Below are 19,428 nucleotides of genomic sequence, written 5' to 3' on the forward strand. Positions count from 1 at the left end.
TACCAAACGGCCTCCGCCGGCATGACGCTGGGACCACCCTGGCCGAAACAAAAAGCCCGCCTGCAGGCGGGCTTTTTGTCTTGAGCCGGCAGTTCGCCCCTGCCCGTCGGAGGCAGCGCAATCAGGCGGCGCTGCGCGTTTCCGAGATGATGTCGACGATGTCGTTGACCACGGCCTCGACCAGCTGTGGGTCGTCGCCCTCGGCCATGACGCGGATCAGCGGCTCGGTGCCCGAGGGCCGGATAACCAGGCGGCCGGCCTTGCCTAGACGGTTGCGCGCATCTTCGATCGCCGCCTTGACTAAGGCTTCTTCAAGCGGCTTGCCGCCGGCGATGCGGACATTCTTCAACAGTTGCGGCACCGGCTCGAATTTCTTCGACAATTCGCTGACCGGCCGGTTCTGCCGCTTGATGCAGGCCAGCACCTGCAGAGCCGAGACCAGCCCGTCGCCAGTGGTCGAGAAATCGGACAGCACAATGTGGCCCGACTGCTCGCCGCCGACATTCAACCCGTGCGCGCGCATATGCTCAACGACATAGCGGTCGCCGACCTTGGTGCGATGCAGCTGCAGCTTCATGTCGCCAAGGAAGCGTTCGAGGCCGAGATTGGACATCACCGTCGAGACGACGCCGCCGCCGGCCAGTCGCCCGCTCTGGTGCCAGGACTCGGCGATCAGCGCCATGATCTGGTCACCGTCGACGATGGTGCCGTTCTCGTCGACGATGACGACACGGTCGGCATCGCCGTCGAGTGCGATGCCGATATCGGCGCGCACTTCATGCACCTTCTTCTGCAGGCCGGCCGGATGGGTCGAGCCGCATTCCTTGTTGATGTTGAAACCGTTCGGATCGACATTGATGGCAATGACCTCGGCGCCCAGTTCCCAAAGTGCGGCGGGCGCCACCTTGTAGGCTGCGCCATTGGCGCAATCGACGACGATCCTGAGACCCGACAGCGACATCGAGCGCGGCAGCGTGCGCTTGGCGAATTCGATGTAGCGGTCATGCACGCCGTCGACGCGCTTGGCGCGGCCGAGCCCGTCGGAATCGGCGAGCGCCAGTTCGATATCCTTGTCGAGCATGCTCTCGATGCGCTCCTCGATCTCGTCGGAGAGCTTGTAGCCATCCGGACCGAACAGCTTGATGCCGTTGTCGTAATAAGGGTTGTGCGAGGCCGAGATCATGACGCCGATATCGGCGCGCAGCGAGCGCACCAGCATGGCGACCGCCGGTGTCGGGATCGGGCCGAGCAGGAACACATCCATGCCGGCCGCGCACAGGCCGGACACCATGGCGTTTTCGATCATGTAGCCGGACAGCCTGGTGTCCTTGCCGAGCACGACGCGGTGGCGATGGCTGCCGCGCTGGAACGACAGGCCGGCGGCCATGCCGACCCGCATCGCGATCTCAGCCGTCATCGGAAACTTGTTGGCGCGCCCGCGAATGCCGTCGGTGCCAAAATAACGTCCTGCCATGCTTGCCAGAATCCCCGTCGGTTTTCAGCCGGCTCGTAATGCCACAATTGGTCCGAGCCCGACTATCACATTGTGTGATTGTATATTACCAATTCTTAGAAAATCATTGTAGCAGGCTGTTCGGAGCGTTGGCAGCGTATCATGACACGGTGTTGCCGCAATATAGCATTCACACTGGGCCACACTGCGCAGATTGGGCCGGTAAGCCGGACTGTTGGAGGGGCAGATCGCAAGGGTCCATCACCTTATCGGGAGAACGCCGTTTAGCATCTGGCGCAGCCTAGCGTTGAGAGCTATTGATTGACACAGGTACAACCTATGGGCGCAGCAACGGGAGAAACGCATGCTCATCCACCGACTTGCAACTTTGACGGGTCTTGCCGTCGCAACCTTGTTCATGGCGGCGCCCGCCAGCGCGCTGACCATGGCCCAGTGTAGTACCAAGTATAATGCCGCCAAGGACGCCGGCACGCTGAACGGGCAGACCTGGAATCAGTATCGGAAGGCCGAGTGCGGCACCGACGCGGCGGCCACCACCGAGACCGCAAAGCCGGCGGCCAAGAAGGCCGCTGCGGCCAAGACGGACACGACCAAGGCCGCCGCTGCTGATGATGGCGCCAAGGGTCTGACGGCCAAGGAATGCAGCGCTAAGTACCAGGCTGCCAAGGCCGCCGGTACGCTCAATGGCGCAAAGTGGAACGACTTCCGCAAGACCGAATGCGCCGCCGGCGCATCCGCCGCGGCAGAACCCGCCAAGGCCACGACCAAGGCCGCAGCCACAACCGACGATGGCGCCAAGGGCCTGACGGCCAAGGAATGCAGCACCAAGTACCAGGCGGCAAAGGCCGCCGGCACACTGAACGGCGTGAAGTGGAACGACTTCCGCAAGACCGAATGCGCCGCCGGGGCCTCGGCCGCGGCAGCACCCGCCAAGGCAACCACCAAGGCAGCTGCCGACAGCAGCGGCAAGGGCCTGAGCATGGCCGATTGCAGCGCCAAGTACCAGGCTGCCAAGTCTGCCAATACGCTGGGCGGCAAGAAGTGGAACGACTTCCGCAAGGCCGAATGCGGCGCAGGCGCAGATGACGACGACACCGTGCCCGCTCCGAGCGAGGCGACCTATACCAGCGAGCCCGAGAAGCCCTCGGTCACCGCTCCCAAGGGCGTGAAGTTCCCGGCCGCGATCTCGAAGAAATACGCCGGCGAGACGCCGGCCAAGGGCCGCATGCACACCTGCCTCGAGCTCTACTACGCCAACAAGGATGCCAACACGCTGAATGGCCTGCGCTGGATCCAGAAGGGCGGCGGCTTCTACAGCCTCTGCAATGCCAAGCTGAAGAGCTGATCGCGTAGCCATATTCTCCAGACAGAGGCCCGCGCATCGCAACATGCGCGGGCCTTTTTATTGCGCTTGAAAACACCTGGCGTTGCTCGCGTTTACATATCGCGGAAGGTGTTGGCATCATCTATTCGCCCACACTGCCCACCGCAGACTTATGGTTGGCGCAAAGATTCCAATTGAACATATGCAGAACAAACGGTATACAAAAGGACATCGAACTTTTGTCAACCAGGAGGGTCTTATGTCCAGATTGAAATTGGCGGCATTGGCTGTGACGGCATGGATTGCGTGGAACGTCGCCCCTGCAAGCGCACTGACGATGAAGGAATGCGGCGAGGCCTATCGCACAGCCAAGGAAGGCGGCACTCTGAACGGCATGGATTGGACCGCTTTCCGCACCGAGAAATGCGCGACGTCAGCTGCGGAGAGTGCCAATGCGGATGCCGTCAAAACCGAGCCGCAGTCGCAGAAGGAAACCAGCGCGGCGGTCGCCCCCGCTGTAGCGCCGACGGGCGTGACATTCCCGACCACCCTCGCCGCCGAATTCAAGACCGAGAAGCCCTCGAAGGCGCGTATGAAGACCTGCCTGCAGGGCTACCACGGCAACAAGGACGCGGGTACGTTGAACGGCCTTCGCTGGATCCAGAAGGGCGGCGGCTATTACAGCCTCTGCAACGCCAAGCTGAAGAGCTGATCGACCAGCAGCGTTTGAAGATCGAAGGCCCCCAACCGCAAGGTTGGCGGGCCTTCTCTTGGGTCTTGCCCCGTCAAGCGCCTTGTTTCGAGAGCTGGAGCAGTGCGACCAGGCTTGTAAGATCGGCATTGGCCTGGCCGGCAGCCACCCCGCGCTTCATCAGGCTTTGCATCGGCAAGACGAGTTCGGTGCTGACATCAGCCGACCTGCTGGCATCGATGAGATTGACGTAGGCATCAGCCTGCATGCCCAGGTTGGAAACGACATTGCTGGTGTGATCGCCACTGTCGATCTGTTCCGCCCACTTCGGCAGCAGGCCTTGCATCGACTGAAGCCAGGAGGCCAGCAGCGGCATGAACTCGCCGGCCGGGATCCCTGCTGCGCCCGTCAATGCCAACGCCTGCAGAACGCCCGCGAACATGCCGTACATGCCGCTCAGAAGCGAGATATCATAGAGCGGCGCGAGGCAAGCATCCTCACCGAGGAATTTGCTGGTGCCGAGCGCTCCGAGCTGCCCCGAACAGGCATCGAACGCCTGGCGCGAACCGCTGTAGAGAATCAAGGCGTGCGGCCCGCCGATCATCGGCGGCACCGCCATGATGCCGCCGTCGATGTAGCTGGCGCCCTGGCTCACCGCCCAGGCCGACATCGCCCGCGCCTGCTCGGGCGTGCCGTTGGTGAGATTGACGAATGTGCGGCCCGACAGCGCGTCTCGGCTTGGGCCGAGCACCTCACGAACGGTGTCATAGACAAGCAGGCACGCCACGATCAGTGGACTCGATCTGACGGCTTCCTCGACACTCTTGGCCACAGTGGCGCCCTTGGCTGCCAAAGCCTCAGCCTTTGCCGGAGAACGGTTCCACACCGTCACCGCATGTCCCTGGTTCAGAAAGGCTTCGGCAAGCGCCGTGCCCATGGCGCCGAGACCGATCACTGTTATGTCGCTCATTCTGCTTCTCCTTGGTTTCGTTGCGCGGTTACGCCGGTGTCGGGCTCAGGTCCTGGCCAAGGCCACCGTCCACGGTCAGCCGCGCGCCCGTGGTGAAGGTCGCGTCGAACGCCAGGAACAGCACTGCGCGCGCCACCTCCTCCATCGTGCCGTGGCGCTTCATCGGCGTGACCGCGTCGCCGATCGCCATGAAGGCGGCCCGCTCCTCGGCCGAGGCGTCGGCCACACCCATCGTCGGCGTATCGATGAAACCAGGGCTGACCACATTCACGCGGATGCGGCGCGGCAGAAGCTCGGCGGCCAGGACCTTGGCGAAGGCGCGCAGTGCCGCCTTCGATCCGGAATAGACGCTCATGCCGCCGGTGCCGGATTCGTCGGCGATCGACGAGGTGAAGACTATGGCGCCACCATCCCTGATGAGGGGCAGCAGGCGCTGCGCGGTGAAGAAAGCGCCTTTGGTGTTGATGTCGAAGGTGCGATCGTAACTGTCCTCGGTGACCCGCTCCACGGGTTCGAGATTGGCCACCCCGGCATTGACGTGAAGGAAGTCGATCTGGCCAAGCTTCTGCCCCACTTCGGCACCGAGCGTGACGATATCGGCCATGTCTGAGATATCGGACCGCACGACATGAGCTCGCGAAAGCAGCTTGGCTCGCGCGGCCTTGATGTTGCGCTGGTCGCGGCCGGTGACCAGGACCTCGGCGCCGCTTTCGATCAGGGCTTCGGCAACGGCGAGCCCCATGCCGTGCGTCCCGCCGATGACAACGGCCTTCTTGTTTGCGTATCGTGTCATGATCCATCCCTTTTTGACAAAATCCGGCCGCCGACGGCCTTTGCAGGTCGAAGCGAGGTACCGATATGATGTTGTGGTGTTCGCCGATGCCGGCGAGCTGGTTTGAAGCTATGGACCGGCTTGGTTTTTCTCAAGTACCGACAAAAATGTAAGCTACCCACCGATTGCTCAGAATTGGATGAAACATGGGAAAGAAACAGCCAGATAGTTGCGGATTGGGGCCGGCGCTGGAGGTCATCAGCGGCAAATGGAAGGCGCTACTGCTCTGGCAGATTCACAAGGCGCCGGCACGATTCGGTGAGCTGAAGCGGCTGGTGCCTGACATCAGCGAAAAGATGCTGATCCAACAGCTGCGCGAAATGGAGGCCGACGGCATCGTCCATCGCGAAATCTTTCCCGAGGTGCCGCCGAGGGTCGAATACTCGATTACCGAATTCGGCATCGAGCTGGACAATGCCCTGATCCCGCTGGCCAGATGGGGCAAGCAACATGCTGGCCGGACTGACGGTGTGCGCCCCGGCAAAGCAAATGCATCCGTCCCGCATGCTCTTTGAGAGACCCTGAATAGCAAAACGCCGCGGATTGAGCCGCGGCGTTTTCTTGCATCAAGTGATGTCAGCTCAGCTCGACGGCTGAGGCTCCATGCCGCCTTCGGGCTCGGGACCCTTCTTGCGGCGGCCGGACTTCGGCACAGCCGAGCCGCGGCTTGTGGGGGTGTCATCCCCCAAATCTCGCGCGGGCTTCTGCCCGGCGATCAGCTGCTTGATCTCTTCGCCCGAAAGCGTCTCGTATTCGAGCAGGCCCTGCGCCAGAGCGATCCATTCCTTCTTCTTCTTGGTCAGAATGGACTTGGCCGTGACATAGGCCTCGTCGATCAGCCTGCGCACTTCGGCGTCGATGATCTGCGCGGTCTCTTCCGAGACGTTCTGCGTGCGCGCCACCGAATGGCCGAGGAAAACCTCTTCCTGGTTGTCGCCATAGGCGACATGGCCGAGCTTGTCGGAGAAGCCCCAGCGCGTGACCATGGCGCGCGCCAGTTTGGTCGCCTGCTCGATGTCCGAGGAGGCGCCCGAGGTGATGTTCTCCTTGCCGAACTTGAACTCCTCGGCGACGCGGCCACCCATCATGATGGCGAGCCGTGAGATCATGTATTTGTAGCTCATCGAATAGCGGTCGCCTTCCGGCAGTTGCATGACCATGCCGAGCGCGCGGCCGCGCGGGATGATGGTCGCCTTGTGCAGCGGATCGGCCGACGGCACGTTGAGCGCCAGGATGGCATGGCCGGCCTCGTGATAGGCCGTGAGCTCCTTTTCGGCCTGGGTCATGGCCGACGAGCGGCGCTCGGCGCCCATCATGATCTTGTCCTTGGCGTCCTCGAACTCGGCCATGGTGACAAGGCGCTTGTTGCGGCGCGCCGCCATCAGAGCGGATTCATTGACCAGGTTCATCAGGTCGGCGCCCGAGAAGCCCGGCGTGCCGCGTGCGATCACCTTGAGGTCGACATTCGGCGCCAGCGGCACGTTGCGCACATGCACCTTGAGGATCTTCTCACGACCGACGATGTCGGGGTTCGGCACCACCACCTGGCGGTCGAAACGGCCCGGACGCAGCAGCGCCGGGTCGAGCACGTCGGGCCGGTTGGTGGCGGCGATCAGGATGATGCTCTCGTTGGACTCGAAGCCGTCCATCTCGACCAGCAGCTGGTTCAGCGTCTGTTCGCGCTCATCATTGCCACCGCCGAGGCCGGCGCCGCGATGGCGGCCGACAGCGTCGATTTCGTCGATGAAGATGATGCAGGGAGCATTCTTCTTGGCCTGGTCGAACATGTCGCGCACACGGCTTGCGCCGACGCCGACGAACATCTCGACGAAGTCCGAACCGGAGATGGTGAAGAACGGCACATTGGCTTCGCCGGCGACGGAGCGGGCGAGCAGCGTCTTGCCGGTGCCGGGAGGTCCGACCAGAAGCACGCCGCGCGGGATCTTGCCGCCGAGGCGCTGGAACTTCTGCGGATCGCGCAGGAACTCGACGATCTCTTCCAGATCTTCCTTGGCCTCGTCGACGCCGGCGACATCCTGGAAGGTGACGCGGCCATGCGCCTCAGTGAGAAGCTTGGCCTTCGACTTGCCGAAACCCATGGCGCGGCCGGAGCCGGACTGCATCTGGCGCATGAAGAATATCCACACGCCCAGGATCAGGATCATCGGCAGGTAGGAGATCAGATAGCTGAACAGCGAGTTGGAACCGTCCGACTCAGGCCGCGCATTGATGGTGACGTTCTTGTCCTGCAGCCGCGAGACCAGCTGCGGATCGCCAGGCGAATAGGTCTGGAAGCCATTGGCGTTGTCGGCGTAGGTGCCCGTGATGCGGGCGCCGGCGATGACCACCGTCTTGACCCGGCCGGCCGCGACCTCTTGCAGGAACTGCGAATAGGGAACGTCGGTCGAGGCCCCGCGAGTCTGCGGCGTCTGGAACAGATTGAAGAGAGCAATGAGCAGGACCGCTATGATCGCCCAGAGCGCGAGATTGCGATAATTCGGATTCATCAATTGTCCCGTTGGTGCCCGCTGGGACACGCGTCATGAGAGGAAACTTGCGCCTAACATAGGGAGAGCGCCCCCCCTTGCCAAGCATAACAGCACGTCTGGGTTAAGCTTTCGCGCCATGATCAACCGGCACTGTGGCGGCCAAAGGGCAAGCCGGGACAGGCGGTGCGCCGATCAACTCGGCCACGGCCTGCGCCAACACCAGATCGAAGCACGGCAGGAAACGGGCAAAGGGCGCAACGACCGGGCTGACGGCGATTGCCGGCGCCGCCGCTACATCCCCTGCAAAACCACGGCATTCGCCGCCGCGCCACAGCGCCGGTTCCGCAGCCAGGGCGGCGCGCACAAGGCTTGGCGGCGCGCCATCCCCGGCAATCGGCGTTTTGGCGGCGGCAGCGGCGCCAAGCGGCGCGATCAACCATGCACCCGGACTGTCGTCCAATGTGATCGCCCCGGCTTCGATGTGTGGCGTGATCCGCCGGCGACCGTCCCAAAGCAGAGCGCCAGCTACCGGCGCGGAACGCGGCAGGTCGCGCGATTCACGGCGCAGGAAGATGCCGTTTCGCCTGATATCGACGACCGCCCGCGACAATGTGGCGCAAAGCCGACCGGCCCGCATTTGCTCGAACAGCGCTTCGCTGCGCGCCTGGTCCGGCAACAAGGCGGTGCCGCCCGTCGCCGCCAGCAGGACACGCAGCGCATAGACCGCGGCTCGCGTGTCGTCAGCTTCGGCAAGACCGGGATCGAGACGGATGAGACCCCTCGCCGGCCGGCTGGCAAATTCACCGATCAGGGCGGCGGCGCGGCGACCGAGTTGTTCGCGCTCGCCGGCGGCCCGCCTGGCCAGGCCGATCGCTTCGGCAAAACGCTGCCTGCTCCGGTCTTCGCCGAGCACGGCCCGGATGCGCGGGCGTTCGAAATTCGTGTCGATGTTGGTCGGATCCTCCGCCCAGCCGACATGTTCGCGCTGCAGGAAGGCGCGCAACGCCGCGCGCCGAGCGCCGAGCAGCGGCCGCGCGATCCAGATCCGCCAGTCATAGAGGGTGGCAGGCGCCATGCCGGCGAGACCTCGGCCTGCAAGCTCTCGCCCGTCATTCCGCGCGGCTCGCATCAGGACGGTCTCGGCCTGGTCGTCGGCGGTGTGGCCGGTCACGATCACACCAATGCCTTGCGCCTGCGCTGCCTCGGCCAGCAACCGGTAGCGCGCCTCGCGCGCCGCCGCGGGCAGGCCGGCCGACGGCTTGGCGCCGGACCAGTTGAGCGCCCGGTGCGCGATGCCGCGCTCGGCACAAAGCTTTGCCACGCTGCGCGCTTCGGCTGCTGCTTCCGGACGCAGGCCGTGGTCGATCGTCACCGCCAGCAGCCGGGCTGTCGGGGCGCTGCGGTCGAGGTGAGCCTTGAGGAGAAGAAGGAGGGCGGTCGAGTCGCTGCCGCCGGACACGGCCGCAAGCGCGCCGTTGGTAAAGTCGATCTGCGAAAAATTCGAAAGGTCAGGCTCGGTATCGAGCATCAATGCATGTCGCGCAAAAGTGGTCCCGGTTCTGGGACAACACGGCAAAGACTAGCACGCCGCCAGCGCCCTCTCCTGCTTGACGCGTTCCTTGAGCGCGGCCGAAATATCGGGATAGCGCTTGCCGATCTCGCCGAAGGTGGCGCAGGCGACATCCTTCTGCTTGAGGCCGACCAGCGACACGCCAAGCTTCAGGAGCATGTCAGGCGCCTTCTTGGCCTTCGGATAGTCCTTGCTGGCGGAGAGGAAAACCTCGGCAGCGTCATGATACTTCTGCTGGCCAAGCAGCGATTCGCCAAGCCAGTAATGCGCGTCCGCCGCCTTGGCGTCCTTCGGGAAGCGGGCGATGTGGTCGCGAAAACCCTGCTCGGCGGTGCTGTAGTCGCCCGACAGGATGAACTGGTAGGAGTTGCGGTAGATCTCTTCCGGGTTGTTGGTGGCAGGCAGCGCCGCCACCACCGTGCCGTCCGACTTGCCGGTCTTAGCCCCGGCAGCCGGCGCCTCGGCGGCGGGAGCCGCACCTTCCGCCGGCGCCGCTGCCTGCGTGTTGCCGCCGGCGTCGATTACATTGCCGTTCTTGTCGACGGTAATGGTGCCGAAGGTCTTGGGCGGCGTGCCGTTGATCACCTTGCCGGGATCGCCGGTCTGCGATTCGACGATGACCTCGCCGACGCTCTGGCCGCCATCCGGCTGCGCGCCGGCATCGGCCGGCGCCTGGTCTGCCGGGGCCTCGGCGACGCCGGTGCCCGCGCCACCGTCCTGCGGCGCGGCCTCCGATTTCTTCTGGGCCGGCGGCTGCCCGCTGGAGCCGCCTTCCAACTGCTGGAAGCGGAACTCGTTGTCTTCCTGCTGCTTGCGCATCTGCTCCTGCATCTGCAGGATCTGGAAGTTGAGTTCCTCGAGCTTGCCGTTCATCTGCCGGAGCTGATCTTCCAGCCCCGCGGCGGCGGTGCCGTCCTGCTGCTGCGCGATCTGTTGCTGCTCCGGCTTCTCCTTCTTGCCGAAAATGCCGAGCGTCGGCAGATGGAAGGAAAAGCCGCTATCCGCGGGTTGTCCGGTGCCGCTCGCAGAAGCCGCGAAGCCTGATACGAGCAGCAGCGCAAGCGTGCCGCTCAAGACCGATCTGAAATGCATGTGCCTCTCGCCGTGAATATCGTGAGCCTGTTCGCGCCTTCCGATCACAGACCGGCACGACGCCCTCGGCTCTTAGCAGGAGGCGAGACTTCGGCCAAATTTTGTTTCCGGGTTTGTTTCCGGGACCGAAACTGAAAAAGGCGGCCACAAGGCCGCCTTTCGCATGGAAGTGTTGCAATTATGCGACTAAGGCCGCCGTCTTACTCATCAGGAGCCGGCGCCGGAGAGCGTGGTGACGGCGCGGCGATTCTGCGACCAGCAGGAGATGTCGTCGCAGACCGCGACCGGACGTTCCTTGCCGTAGGAAATGGTCTTCAGGCGGCTCGCCGAAACGCCCCTGGCGACCAGGAAGTCGCGGGTGGCGGCGGCGCGGCGGGCGCCGAGAGCCAGATTGTATTCACGCGTGCCGCGTTCGTCGGCATGGCCTTCGACGACGATGGCGTACTGCTTGTACTGGTTGAGCCACTGCGCCTGGCGCGACAGCGTCGTCTGCGCATCGGCGCGGATCGCGGTCGAGTCCGTGTCGAAGAAGATGCGGTCGCCAATGTTGACGGTGAAGTCCTTCGCCGAGCCGGGCGTTGCCGCACCCGCGCCGTTGAGGCCGAGCTCTTCAGCGCTGTTCGGGGTTTTCTTCGAGGCGCAACCGGTGATGGCGAGCATTGCGATCAGGGCGATCATCGCCGGGTTTCTGGTAAGTGCTGCGATACGGCCCATGCCGCCTCTCCTTCGTATTCGAGTGATCGTATTTCGAGTGATTTCGTTGATCACCCAGTAACCACGTTTGGGTTAACCGGCATTCAAGAAATACGGTTAATGTTTGGTTTCGATCGTCCGTCCACGACCTTCAAATCCACGGTCACAGTTGGCGCGGACCCTAGGCGGAAATGCGGCCGAAACGCGACTAATGAATGGAAAAGGGGCCAAACGGGCCCCTTTTTAGCAGGTGTGGCAATTCGGCCGAACCTACTCCAGCAGCGGCGACCAGGCGGGATCCGACGCGAAATTCGCGGTCGGGATCGACTGTTCGTTGCGGCCGGTGAGATCGACGGAAACCAGTTTTGGGCCGCCGGCGGAGTCGCGGAAGAACATCAGCACGCGGCCGTTGGGCGCCCAGGTCGGTCCCTCCTGCTGGAAGCCCGAGGAGAGGATGCGCTCGCCCGAACCGTCGGTCTTCATGACGCCGATCTGGAATTCGCCGCCGGTCTGCTTGGTGAAGGCGACGAGGTCGCCGCGCGGCGACCACACCGGCGTCGAATAGACGCCGTCGCCGAACGAAATGCGGGTCTGGCCCGAGCCGTCGGCGCCCATCACATAAATCTGCGCACGGCCGCCACGATCGGAAGTGAATACCACCTTGCTGCCGTCGGGCGAATAAGAGGGCGAGGTGTCGATGGCGGTCGAGTTGGTCAGCCGGGTGGTCGAGCGGCTTCGCAGGTCCATGGCGAAGATGTTGGAATTGCCGTCATCGCGCAGCAGGCTCATGATCACCTTCTGGCCGTCGGGCGAGAAGCGCGGCGCAAAGGTCATGCCGGGAAAGTTGCCGACCAGTTCGCGCTGTCCGGTCTCGATCTGCAGCAGATAGACCCGCGGCTGGCCGCTTTCATACGACATGTAAGTGATTTCCTGCCGATTCGGCGAGAAACGCGGCGTCAGCACGATCGAGCGGCCATCGGAGAGATAGCGCACATTGGCGCCGTCCTGGTCCATGATGGCGAGCCGCTTCTTACGCGCATTCTTGGCGCCGGATTCGTCGATGAAGACGACGCGTGTGTCGAAATAGCCCTTCTCGCCGGTGAGCTTCTCATAGATCGCATCGGCGATGATGTGGGCGACACGGCGTTGATTTGCGTCGTTGGCGAAAAACTGCTCCCCGGCTATCTGCTGGTTGCCAAAAATATCCCATAGTCGGTACTGGGCGCGGATTCGGCCGTCCGCCTCCTTGCTCACGCTGCCGGTGACCAGCGCCTGCGCATTGATCACCTTCCAGTCGTCGAAACGGGGCTGCGCATCCGGATTGGCGATCTTCTCGATGAAGGCGTTCTTGTCTATCGGTGCGAAGAGACCGGAGCGCTTCAGGTCGGCGGTGACGATCTCGGAAATCTGCGCGCCGAGCCCTCCCTGGAAATCTGGGATGGCGATCGGCATCGGTTCGACATTGCCTTTGTTGACGTTGAGCTCGAGGGTTGCTCGAGCAGGCAAGGTGACGACGGCGTTCATGCCCATCGCCATCGCGGCGACCATCAGGAGCGGCTTGAGGATGGATTTCATGTCTTCTCGCTTCTCTTGCTGATTTCTGGGTGCTCAGGCTACAGGCCAAGCATCGCTCTGGGATCGAAGTTGACGCGAACGTCGGACCAAATGTCATGCTTTCCGGCGGGCACCTGCAGGCCGGCGACATCGCATTTCTGCACAGCGCGAACCGCGCTGCTGTCGAATTGGGGGTTGCCGCTGGACTTCTCGACGGTCGGACGGCCCTCCAGCTTGCCGGAGGCATCCAGGCTGAAACGGATCACCACGGTGAAATCCTCAGAACCCTCAAGCCCAACCGGGAGGGTCCAGCAGCCACCGAGCTGTTCTTCCAATGCCCCTTGCTCGGACTTCGACAGCTTCTGGCCTTGATCCTTGTCGCCGCCTAGCGATGCCTGCTGGGTCGAGCGCTTGGCGCCGCCGCCGGATGGCTTCTGCTTGTCGAGCAAAGCCTTGATGTCAGCCTCATTGAACTGCTTGTCATCCGACTTCGGCTTCGACGACGCTTCCTTGACCGGCTTGTCGGTGTCCTTGCGGTCCGGAGCCTTCGCGCTTTCGGCCTGCGCCGGCTGCGGCTTCGGCCGTGCTTCGGGAGCAGGAGCGGAAGTCGGAAGCTGCGCTTCTTCCAGAGGCTGCTGATCCGATATGGCTTCGGCGACCGCATCGGGCTTCACGCGTGGCTTCGGCTCTATGGCGGCGGTCGTGTCCGGCTGCGGTGTTGGTGCAGGCTCCTTCACCGGGGTCGGCTTCGGTTCAACCTGCTTCACCGGCTCGGGCTTGACCTCTTCCTTCGGCTGCGGCTCCGGCGCCACCTCCGTCGCAGGTGTCGGCTTCGGCGCTTCCTTTGGCTTCGGCGTGTCCTCGGTCTTCGGCTTTTCGGTCGGCGTCGGCGCCGGAGCAGCCGTCGCTGTTTTCTCCACCGGCTTCGGCTTGGGCTCGTCCGTCACCGGCTTGTCGGTATCAACGCTGTTCTCGCCGATTTTCTGTGCATCTGGCACGATGTCGGGACGCTTGGTCGGCATCGGCGCCGGCTTTTCGTGCATCACCGCCTTCTTGTCGCCCTGCAGCGTCTGCGCAATGGCTTCCATGGGAACGATGTCGACCGCTATCGACTCCACATCCGTGGACGGCAGCGCGGCCGGCGCCGACAGGGTGAACAGGCCGAAAGCCAGTGCCACCGTATGCAGTATCACCGATGTGGTGAGGCCGGTCTTCATCGTGCGTCTACTGATCCTGTTGCTGCAGTGAAATCAGGCCGATATTCTTGTAGCCGGCGGCCTGGATGAGGGCCATGACCTCCATCGCGGCGCCATAGTTGGTCGCCTTGTCGCCGCGGATGAAGATGCGCTCTTCGTAGCCGGTCTTGGAAATCGCCTGCAGTTTGGCGACCAGCTCTTCCCTTGGGATTTCGGTCTCCTGCAGGAAAATCTTGCCGGCCGCGTCGATCGAAACGGTGATCGGCTGGGTGTCGGCGTTCATAGCCTTGGCCTTAGTCTCCGGCAGGTCGACCGGCACGCCGACCGTCAACATAGGTGCGGCGACCATGAAGATGATCAATAGCACCAGCATCACGTCGACCATCGGCGTGACGTTGATTTCCGACATCAATGCATGGTGGCGGCCGCGCCGCCTGTGTCCGCGTCCGCCGCGTCCTGCCATGCCAACCGACATACCCATCTTCTTACCTCAGCCCTTAGGCGCTACTTTTTCATCGATTTGGCGCGAGAGTATGGCGGAGAACTCGTCCGAGAACCCTTCCATCCGCACGGCGATCTTGTTCGCGTCGGATGACAGCTTGTTGTAGGCGATAACCGCCGGTATGGCGGCGAGAAGACCGATGGCCGTCGCCAGCAGCGCTTCGGCAATGCCGGGTGCAACAACCGCGAGACTGGTGTTCTTCGAACCGGCAATCGCCTGGAACGAGGTCATGATGCCGATGACGGTGCCGAACAGGCCGATGAAGGGTGCGGCCGAACCAGTGGTGGCGAGAAAGCCGAGACGGCCCTCCAGCTTCTCCATCTCGCGCGTCAACGCCAGGTCCATCGCCTTGTCGATGCGGGTCTGCAGGCCGAGCGGCGATTTGGCCCCCTTCTCGAAGCTCTTCTTCCATTCGCGCATGGCGGCGACGAAGATCGCACCCATGCCCGTGGTCTTGCGGTCGGCAAGCGTGCGATAGAGCTCTTCCAGCGACTGCCCCGACCAGAACACCTGTTCGAAGCGATTGAGCGACAGACGCATGCGGGCATAGCTGACCAGCTTGTCGACGATGATCGCCCAGGTCCAGACCGAGGCGCAGAGCAGACCGATCATGACCAGCTTGACCACCCAGCTGGCCTGTGTGAACAGCGCCCAAATCGACAATTGCGCTGCCGGATCGGCGAGTGCGGTAGTTTCCATGCTTCAGTCCTTAAGATTTTCCGGGCATCGCTGGCGGCTGGCCCATGGGCATCCCTTGTGGTCCGTTCGCGCTTGGCTTCCGGATTAACCCCAAAATGCACCGTTGGCGGCCTTTTCAGGGCAAATATTGGTGAAAGGAAGGCGCGCGGATTCTTCCAATCTTCACCGATCTCTTCATGAACCGTTATGGTTAAGGATGGGTTAGGAAATATGGCGCGGCGCATTGCCGCGCCAAGGGACGACGCGGACCATCCATCCACAATCGAATGCGCTGCCGATTGGCCGCCCGTTGCCGGCCGGCAGGCCTGGATATCAGCTTGCTCCTGGTAGAAAGGCCGCGATCCATTCTTTCGGAAAGCGCTTCGGCCGGCCGTTCTCGCCAATGATCGCCGCCTCGACCTTTGCTTCGACCAGAACCTCTGTCCCGCGTTTCAATTGCTGCGCCATGACGATGCGGGCGCCGGAAATATCCTGCGTTGATGTGTCGATGGTCAGGATGTCGTCCATGCGGGCAGGCGAGCGGAAGTCGATCTCCATGCGCCGCACCACCCAGACGATCCGTTCGCCGTGCTTGCCTTCGTGAAGTTCTGTGTGGTGGACGCCCGCCAGCCTGAGATAGTCCGAGCGCCCGCGCTCGAAGAATTCGAGATAGCGCGCATGGTAGACGACGCCGGAAAAATCGGTGTCGGCATAATAGACTCGCGCCATCAGCCGATGGCCGAATTCCGTCAAGGCTCCGGAAAGCCCGGCAGCAAGCGCCGCCGATTCACCATGATCGTCCATCGCGCTTTCCTTTTTGCCCCCGGCGGGGCACCTGTCTTGCCAAAATCACCAGCGCAGCAAACCGGATGGCACTGTTGACGGCGATGATCAAGACCTTGATGGCAGCGCTGCTGGTGCTGGCGGCGTCTGCGCTTCCCGGTCAGGCCGCGACCTTTTCGATGAAGCGCGGCCTCAACCTCGACCAGTGGACGACCTGGGTCGGGGAAGACAAATGGAACGACCGACAAGCCATCCTGCCCTATCCGGAATGGCGCAAGTTCCTCGACGAGGGTGACCTCAAGGCGCTGAAGGCCGCCGGTTTCGACTTTCTGCGCATGCCGGTCGACCCCTCGCCGTTTATGTCGGACCAGACGCTGGCGCTGCGCGACGACCTCTATGCCAGCGTGCGAGACTCGGCGCGCATGATCAACCGGGCCGGTCTGAAAGTGATCGTCGACATGCACCTGATCCCGGCCGGCGGCGGCCGCGAGATCGGCATGGGCCAGGTGATGGACGATCCCGCAACCTTCGAGGCCTATGTCGAGGTCGTCCGCAAAATGGCGCGCACGCTTGCCACTGAGGACCCGGCGCAGGTCGCTTTCGAGCCGATGAACGAGCCTATCGTCGACTGCGACAGCGAGGGCACCAGCCTGTGGCCGGAGCGTCAGCAAAAGCTGTTCGCGGCCGCGCGCGCCTCGGCCACCAGGCTGACGCTGATCCTGACCGGCGCCTGTTATTCCAGTGCGGCTTCGCTGGTCAGGATCGACCCAAAGTCGATCCCCGACGACAACATCATCTGGACCTTCCACTCCTACGACCCGTTCCTGCTGACGCATCAGGGCGCGACCTGGGCCGGCGATTTCATTCTCTATGTTACCGGCCTGCCCTATCCGCTGACCGCGGTGCCGCGCGCCGAGCTCGATGCGACGCTGGATGCGATCCGCGCCAAGATAAAAGCCGAGGCGCCACGGACCAGACGGAACGGCCTGCTCGCCTATCTCGATGAACAAGTCGCCAGCATGGACACGGACGAAAAGCTGCTCGGCGTCATGGATGCGCCGTTCGAAAAGGTCGAGGCCTGGGCGAAGGCCAACGCCATCAAGCCGGAAAACATCACGCTGGGCGAGTTCGGCATGATCCGCCAGGAATATGGCAATCCCTATGTGATGCCGCCCAAATACCGCGCGGCCTATGTCAAGGACATGATCGCGCGCGCCGAGGCGCATGGCTTCTCATGGTCGGTGTGGAGTTTTGGCGGCGCCTTCGGCATCGTCGACGCTTTCAACGGCGAAAAGGCCGAACCCGCCGTGATGGATGCGATCCGCTCGCTCCATTAGCCCTAGGGCATGTCGAGATTCAGGTCAGGCCGAGTCGAAAATGAGGGGTCCGAAAACCGGAACGGAGCGGACTTTGGTCCGTGACTACCGGAAGCGCAGGAACACCTCATTTGCAGGCCGGCATCACCTGAATACCGGCATGCCCTAACCGAGGTCGATCTGCAGGATCTCCGGCCGCATGCCAAAGCGCACCGGCGCGATGCTGAAGCCGAGTCCGCCTGACACGATCAAATTGCGGTCATTCTCGACGACATGGCCATAGGCAAAGCGGTTGCCGAAGCGGGACGGCACCACCGGTGAATAGCCGAACAGCCTGACCTGCCCGCCATGTGTGTGGCCCGACAGCGTCAGCGAAAGCCGCCACGGCACTTTCGGGAAAATGTCAGGCTCATGCGCAAGCAGGATGATCGGTGCCTGGTCGGTGATCTTGGCCAGCGTGCCGCCGAGATCGTCCAGGCCTTCAAATCTGTCGCGGCCTGCGGCCTTGTTCGGTAACAGTGCCAGCTGGTCGGCGAGCCCGGCGATCCAGAAGCCGTATCCATCCTTTTGCAGGCGCACGGCGTCGTTCTCCAGAACCGAGATGCCGGATTCCTCCAATGCCTTGCGCGCCACAGTCCCCGCTCCGGCCTGCTGCGCGAAAGGATCGTGCCACCAGTCGTGATTGCCGAGGATCGACAGCACACCAAGCGGCGCCTTCAGTCCTGACAAGGCCGGCGCCCATTCATGGGCCTCCACCCGGTTCGTCACCAGGGACATGCCTGAGAAATAGTCGCCGAGCAGTACGATCAGATCGGGCTTCAGCACGTTCGCATCTTCGACGAGCGAAGCGATCCGCTCAGGCGTCATCCAGGGACGGCAGGCGTGAATATCGGCAAGTGCTACGACGCGCAGCTTGAGATCTGCAGGCCAATGCGGCGGCGTCAGCTGGTAGCGCTTCACATGCGTCAACAGCATCGGCTCGATGCCGACCGCATAGGCACTGAGCGAAGCCAGCGAGAGGAACGAACCTCCGGCGAATTTCAGGAACCCGCGTCTGGTGATCACTTTTCTGGCTCCGACCTTGATCGGAGCAGTTCGCGCCGACATTGCGACGCCCGATACAATCGAGGAATGCGCCTTCACGCTGGCAGGTTTGAGGAGATTCTGCACAGAAATCCGTTCCGAAGAACAAATGTCCGTTACTCTTCCTGGAACAGGTTGATCTGCTGCTGTGCCAGATCCTTTGGCGCGTCGAGGCCGAGATGGCGCCAGGCGTTGGCGGTCAGCACGCGGCCGCGTGGCGTGCGTTGGATGAAACCCTGCTGGATCAGATAGGGCTCGATAATGTCCTCGATGGCGTCGCGCGGCTCGGAGAGGCCGGCGGCGATGGTTTCGATGCCGACCGGCCCACCACCGAAATTGCGCGCGATCATCGAGAGATAGCGGCGGTCGAGTGCGTCGAGGCCGAGCGCGTCGACCTCGAGCCGGGTGAGAGCTTCGTCGGCAATCTGCTTGTCGACGTGGCCGTCGCCGGCGACGGAGGCGAAATCGCGCACGCGGCGCAGCAGCCGGCCGGCGATGCGCGGCGTGCCGCGGGCGCGACGTGCGATCTCCAGCGCGCCATCGTCGCCAAGCGGCATTTGCAGGATGCGGGCGCCGCGCCGCACGATCTGCTCCAGTTCCTCGACAGAATAGAAATTGAGCCGCACCGGAATGCCGAAACGGTCGCGCAGCGGGTTGGTCAAAAGGCCGAGCCTGGTGGTGGCGGCGACGAGCGTGAAGCGGGCAAGATCGATCTTGACCGAGCGTGCCGCCGGACCTTCGCCGATGATCAGGTCGAGCTGGAAATCCTCCATCGCCGGGTAAAGGATCTCCTCGACTGCCGGATTGAGCCGGTGGATCTCATCGATGAACAGCACATCGCGGTCTTCGAGATTGGTGAGAAGTGCGGCGAGATCGCCGGCCTTGGCGATCACCGGACCGGAGGTCGAGCGGAAATTGACGCCGAGCTCGCGCGCCATGATCTGCGCCAGCGTTGTCTTGCCAAGCCCCGGCGGCCCGACGAACAGCACATGGTCAAGCGCCTCGCTGCGGCCCTTGGCGGCCTCGACGAAGACTTTGAGATTGGCCCGCACTGCGGCCTGGCCGACGAAATCGGCGAGCGTCTGCGGCCGCAAGGTCTGCTCAGCATCCTCGCCGCGCTTTTCCGGGGCAATGAGGCGGGGTGAAAGGCTCATGCGGCCTTCCTCGCACAGGGCAAAGGA

Annotated in this window: 17 protein-coding genes and 1 pseudogene; 4 read left to right on the forward strand and 14 right to left on the reverse strand. The window is 63.2% G+C overall.

Features of this window, described 5'->3' with window-relative positions; translation table 11 throughout:
• Window positions 1-121: 121 nt before the first annotated feature.
• Window positions 122-1,474, reverse strand: coding sequence for a phosphoglucosamine mutase (gene glmM / locus NKI37_RS19915; RefSeq protein WP_023704880.1), 1,353 nt, complete (start codon window positions 1,472-1,474; stop codon window positions 122-124).
• A gap of 343 nt (window positions 1,475-1,817) precedes the next feature.
• On the opposite strand from glmM, the gene NKI37_RS19920 reads away from it, so the two are divergent.
• Window positions 1,818-2,819 carry a hypothetical protein gene (locus NKI37_RS19920; RefSeq protein ID WP_023829274.1) on the forward strand — a complete coding sequence of 334 codons (1,002 nt, stop codon included), beginning with the start codon at window positions 1,818-1,820 and terminating at the stop codon, window positions 2,817-2,819.
• 238 nt (window positions 2,820-3,057) lie between these two features.
• Window positions 3,058-3,510 (forward strand): hypothetical protein, encoded by a 453-nt coding sequence (locus NKI37_RS19925; RefSeq protein ID WP_023704882.1) that lies wholly within the window; start codon window positions 3,058-3,060, stop codon window positions 3,508-3,510.
• 73 nt (window positions 3,511-3,583) lie between these two features.
• Here NKI37_RS19925 and NKI37_RS19930 read toward each other — a convergent pair.
• Together NKI37_RS19930 and NKI37_RS19935 are read right to left on the reverse strand one after the other, a co-directional pair.
• Window positions 3,584-4,468, reverse strand: a pseudogene (locus NKI37_RS19930) (NAD(P)-dependent oxidoreductase); the annotation flags it as partial.
• A gap of 19 nt (window positions 4,469-4,487) precedes the next feature.
• Complete coding sequence (locus NKI37_RS19935; protein WP_023704884.1) at window positions 4,488-5,252, reverse strand: SDR family oxidoreductase; 765 nt, start codon at window positions 5,250-5,252, stop codon at window positions 4,488-4,490.
• Between the two features lie 215 nt (window positions 5,253-5,467).
• Between NKI37_RS19935 and NKI37_RS19940 the strand changes: the two genes are divergently transcribed.
• Window positions 5,468-5,806: a winged helix-turn-helix transcriptional regulator gene (locus tag NKI37_RS19940; protein ID WP_023673597.1), complete on the forward strand. Its 339-nt coding sequence runs from the start codon at window positions 5,468-5,470 to the stop codon at window positions 5,804-5,806.
• 66 nt (window positions 5,807-5,872) lie between these two features.
• Here the strand turns inward: NKI37_RS19940 and ftsH are convergent, their stop codons facing one another.
• From ftsH to ybgC, 9 genes are all read right to left on the reverse strand, one after another.
• Entirely contained in the window at window positions 5,873-7,798 is a 1,926-nt protein-coding gene (ftsH, locus tag NKI37_RS19945; RefSeq protein WP_023673598.1) for an ATP-dependent zinc metalloprotease FtsH, read from the reverse strand.
• Between the two features lie 103 nt (window positions 7,799-7,901).
• The gene (tilS, locus tag NKI37_RS19950; RefSeq protein ID WP_023704886.1) at window positions 7,902-9,308 is read right to left on the reverse strand and encodes a tRNA lysidine(34) synthetase TilS; all 1,407 of its coding nucleotides are present in this window, start codon (window positions 9,306-9,308) and stop codon (window positions 7,902-7,904) included.
• A 51-nt stretch (window positions 9,309-9,359) separates the two neighbouring features.
• Window positions 9,360-10,442, reverse strand: coding sequence for a tol-pal system protein YbgF (gene ybgF, locus NKI37_RS19955; protein ID WP_023694601.1), 1,083 nt, complete (start codon window positions 10,440-10,442; stop codon window positions 9,360-9,362).
• A 207-nt stretch (window positions 10,443-10,649) separates the two neighbouring features.
• Window positions 10,650-11,156, reverse strand: a complete 507-nt coding sequence (gene pal / locus NKI37_RS19960; protein ID WP_027050585.1) for a peptidoglycan-associated lipoprotein Pal — start codon at window positions 11,154-11,156, stop codon at window positions 10,650-10,652.
• A gap of 249 nt (window positions 11,157-11,405) precedes the next feature.
• Complete coding sequence (gene tolB, locus NKI37_RS19965) at window positions 11,406-12,710, reverse strand: Tol-Pal system beta propeller repeat protein TolB (protein WP_023673841.1); 1,305 nt, start codon at window positions 12,708-12,710, stop codon at window positions 11,406-11,408.
• A 38-nt stretch (window positions 12,711-12,748) separates the two neighbouring features.
• Window positions 12,749-13,906 (reverse strand): cell envelope integrity protein TolA, encoded by a 1,158-nt coding sequence (gene tolA / locus NKI37_RS19970; RefSeq protein WP_023673842.1) that lies wholly within the window; start codon window positions 13,904-13,906, stop codon window positions 12,749-12,751.
• 7 nt (window positions 13,907-13,913) lie between these two features.
• On the reverse strand, window positions 13,914-14,366 hold the full coding sequence (gene tolR / locus NKI37_RS19975; protein WP_023673843.1) for a protein TolR: 453 nt from the start codon (window positions 14,364-14,366) through the stop codon (window positions 13,914-13,916).
• Window positions 14,367-14,375: 9 nt separating this feature from the next.
• Entirely contained in the window at window positions 14,376-15,086 is a 711-nt protein-coding gene (gene tolQ / locus NKI37_RS19980) for a protein TolQ (RefSeq protein ID WP_023673844.1), read from the reverse strand.
• Window positions 15,087-15,398: 312 nt separating this feature from the next.
• Window positions 15,399-15,869: a tol-pal system-associated acyl-CoA thioesterase gene (ybgC, locus tag NKI37_RS19985; protein ID WP_023700290.1), complete on the reverse strand. Its 471-nt coding sequence runs from the start codon at window positions 15,867-15,869 to the stop codon at window positions 15,399-15,401.
• Between the two features lie 65 nt (window positions 15,870-15,934).
• Between ybgC and NKI37_RS19990 the strand changes: the two genes are divergently transcribed.
• Window positions 15,935-17,185, forward strand: a complete 1,251-nt coding sequence (locus NKI37_RS19990) for a glycoside hydrolase family 5 protein (protein WP_023700289.1) — start codon at window positions 15,935-15,937, stop codon at window positions 17,183-17,185.
• Window positions 17,186-17,329: 144 nt separating this feature from the next.
• Here NKI37_RS19990 and NKI37_RS19995 read toward each other — a convergent pair whose 3' ends face one another.
• Window positions 17,330-18,229 carry a metallophosphoesterase gene (locus tag NKI37_RS19995; RefSeq protein ID WP_352791182.1) on the reverse strand — a complete coding sequence of 300 codons (900 nt, stop codon included), beginning with the start codon at window positions 18,227-18,229 and terminating at the stop codon, window positions 17,330-17,332.
• A 134-nt stretch (window positions 18,230-18,363) separates the two neighbouring features.
• The gene (ruvB, locus tag NKI37_RS20000; RefSeq protein WP_352791184.1) at window positions 18,364-19,401 is read right to left on the reverse strand and encodes a Holliday junction branch migration DNA helicase RuvB; all 1,038 of its coding nucleotides are present in this window, start codon (window positions 19,399-19,401) and stop codon (window positions 18,364-18,366) included.
• Window positions 19,402-19,428: the final 27 nt, after the last annotated feature.

It is taken from the genome of Mesorhizobium sp. M0626 (assembly GCF_040320665.1).
Lineage (GTDB): Bacteria > Pseudomonadota > Alphaproteobacteria > Rhizobiales > Rhizobiaceae > Mesorhizobium.

Excerpts from the sequence above, each read along its gene's own strand:
- glmM (WP_023704880.1), bottom strand. The coding sequence starts at position 1,474 with ATGGCAGGACGTTATTTTGGCACCGACGGCATTCGCGGGCGCGCCAAC.
- NKI37_RS19920 (WP_023829274.1), top strand. The coding sequence starts at position 1,818 with ATGCTCATCCACCGACTTGCAACTTTGACGGGTCTTGCCGTCGCAACC.
- NKI37_RS19925 (WP_023704882.1), top strand. The coding sequence starts at position 3,058 with ATGTCCAGATTGAAATTGGCGGCATTGGCTGTGACGGCATGGATTGCG.
- NKI37_RS19935 (WP_023704884.1), bottom strand. The coding sequence starts at position 5,252 with ATGACACGATACGCAAACAAGAAGGCCGTTGTCATCGGCGGGACGCAC.
- ftsH (WP_023673598.1), bottom strand. The coding sequence starts at position 7,798 with ATGAATCCGAATTATCGCAATCTCGCGCTCTGGGCGATCATAGCGGTC.
- tilS (WP_023704886.1), bottom strand. The coding sequence starts at position 9,308 with ATGCTCGATACCGAGCCTGACCTTTCGAATTTTTCGCAGATCGACTTT.
- ybgF (WP_023694601.1), bottom strand. The coding sequence starts at position 10,442 with ATGCATTTCAGATCGGTCTTGAGCGGCACGCTTGCGCTGCTGCTCGTA.
- pal (WP_027050585.1), bottom strand. The coding sequence starts at position 11,156 with ATGGGCCGTATCGCAGCACTTACCAGAAACCCGGCGATGATCGCCCTG.
- tolB (WP_023673841.1), bottom strand. The coding sequence starts at position 12,710 with ATGAAATCCATCCTCAAGCCGCTCCTGATGGTCGCCGCGATGGCGATG.
- tolA (WP_023673842.1), bottom strand. The coding sequence starts at position 13,906 with ATGAAGACCGGCCTCACCACATCGGTGATACTGCATACGGTGGCACTG.
- tolR (WP_023673843.1), bottom strand. The coding sequence starts at position 14,366 with ATGGGTATGTCGGTTGGCATGGCAGGACGCGGCGGACGCGGACACAGG.
- tolQ (WP_023673844.1), bottom strand. The coding sequence starts at position 15,086 with ATGGAAACTACCGCACTCGCCGATCCGGCAGCGCAATTGTCGATTTGG.
- ybgC (WP_023700290.1), bottom strand. The coding sequence starts at position 15,869 with ATGGACGATCATGGTGAATCGGCGGCGCTTGCTGCCGGGCTTTCCGGA.
- NKI37_RS19990 (WP_023700289.1), top strand. The coding sequence starts at position 15,935 with ATGGCACTGTTGACGGCGATGATCAAGACCTTGATGGCAGCGCTGCTG.
- ruvB (WP_352791184.1), bottom strand. The coding sequence starts at position 19,401 with ATGAGCCTTTCACCCCGCCTCATTGCCCCGGAAAAGCGCGGCGAGGAT.